This window comes from Paenibacillus pasadenensis DSM 19293 (assembly GCF_000422485.1).
In the GTDB taxonomy this organism is placed as follows: domain Bacteria; phylum Bacillota; class Bacilli; order Paenibacillales; family Paenibacillaceae; genus Paenibacillus_O; species Paenibacillus_O pasadenensis.
Genome location: NZ_AULW01000078.1, coordinates 1 through 1,685, shown reverse-complemented (window position 1 = coordinate 1,685; position 1,685 = coordinate 1). Strand labels below are relative to the sequence as shown.

Sequence of the window (1,685 nt, the reverse complement as noted above, 5' to 3'; positions counted from 1 at the left end):
CCAGCCGATGAAATGTTTTAGGTCGCTTGCATACTCTTTTAGTGTTTTGGGATTCAAATCTTCGTGGGTGGTGAGAGCGTGAATGAAGTCCTGAATCGTCTGATCGCCCTGTTCCGAAATCCCCGGTGTTTCTCTCATTAGCAAAGCCTCCAAATCTTGTCTTACATTAGCGGACATGATATTCTTATTTTAACCGAAACATTAGCGGACATCAAGTGTATGCTTTGAAAACACCAAATGACCGCTAATCTTAATTAGCGGTCATTTAATATTAGGAGATCATTCCTTCATGATGGTTCGTAGAGACGATTTGCGCAACCGAGGAAACACTCGTGCAGCAAATGAATCGGCAACGAATCGCGCTATAGGAATCGTTTCTGCGCGATACTTCACGAAGCATATTTTTTATTTTAATATCAATTCGATGATGTTGCTTGTTTTGCCACCGGATGACGAACTTTTTTGACGCATTGTCATCCTCCCTGCACCTGCCATTTCCACGAGAATTTGCCCGATGGCGTTTGTGGTATCAATCACCATGTTTTTGATTGCTTTAGGTTCCAGCGTCACCCCGTTGTCGATGGCTGTGCCATCGATCACACTTGGCAATACATTGCCGTTTGCACTGTCTTTGACGACCATGTTAATATTTTTTTCTTCGTCGCTGCCATTGTTGATCGCCACCGAAAGTGTGGTTTCTCCGTTTTTGCGAGACATCGTGAACGTGGTTTTTGAACTGTTTTCAAGCATGGGTAAACGCCTCCTTAAGCGATTGAATTATTTTGGTTTAACATATCAAAAATGCGCTGTTGTTTATTTTTTTCATCATCGAGCAGTTTGGAAATAATCCCTTCCAAATTCGTCGTCCCCGACGTGCCGCAGGTACAGCCGCTTGTTGATCCGCTAGAAGGCTGACAGTTACAGCAGGTACGGCATTTGCAAAACAAAAGCAATAAGGCTAAAAGCACGGAATTGTCGCTAATTTGAATTTGATTGCCAACGGTGAAGTTGTTGCCATTGGAGACGGTGTTTGCCGAGTTGTTTGCCGAGCTCGCTAACCCGTTTGCCGTGCTCACTAAGGCGCTGTTGTAGTCAAAGGTGTTGTTGGATTCACTGGTATTCGTGGATTCGTTGGTGGCGCAGCTGGTGGAGTTTAACGTGCTGTTGGCGGTGCTTGCGTTGTCGTTCGTTGAAGAGTTGTCAGCATTGGAGGTATTGGTGGTAGTATTATCGCCTGTCGACGCTGTTGCTGTAGGCGTAGAGGTGTTATCACCTGTGGTGGCAGTGGCACTGGTTGTGGATGAATTATCGCCAGTGGTTGAGGAACTGTCACCTGCACTCGATGTAGCATCTGTATCCGATGAGTTTGTTGCAGGACCACTTGTTGTGGTTGACGTATTATCACCATTCGTTGATGTGCTATCACCTGAGCTGCTGGTGGCGTCCGTATCCGATGAGTTGGCCGCAGGACCACTACTTGTGGTGGAGGTATTATCTCCATTGGTGGAGGTACTATCACCCGATGACGAAGTGCTGGTGGCGTCTGATGCGTTGTTCGAGCCGCTAGTTGAGGTTAATGTATCGGTCACGGTAGCCGAACTATCATTATCACTGTTGTTGGTTGCACCACTGGTGGAATTAACCGTTTCGTTAATGGTAGAGTCACTATCGGTATTAGAGGTATT

The 1,685-nt window shown here is 46.1% G+C and carries 2 protein-coding genes; one reads left to right on the top strand and one right to left on the bottom strand.

Annotation, left to right across the window (positions count from 1 at the left end):
- Window positions 1–405: 405 nt before the first annotated feature.
- The gene (locus H582_RS0110770) at window positions 406–750 is read right to left on the bottom strand and encodes a hypothetical protein (protein WP_006211803.1); all 345 of its coding nucleotides are present in this window, start codon (window positions 748–750) and stop codon (window positions 406–408) included.
- 372 nt (window positions 751–1,122) lie between these two features.
- Here H582_RS0110770 and H582_RS26975 point away from each other — a divergent pair.
- Window positions 1,123–1,685 (top strand): hypothetical protein (locus H582_RS26975; RefSeq protein ID WP_156876704.1); only part of this gene is annotated, 563 nt, incomplete at its 3' end.

Excerpts from the sequence above, each read along its gene's own strand:
- H582_RS0110770 (WP_006211803.1), bottom strand. The coding sequence starts at position 750 with ATGCTTGAAAACAGTTCAAAAACCACGTTCACGATGTCTCGCAAAAAC.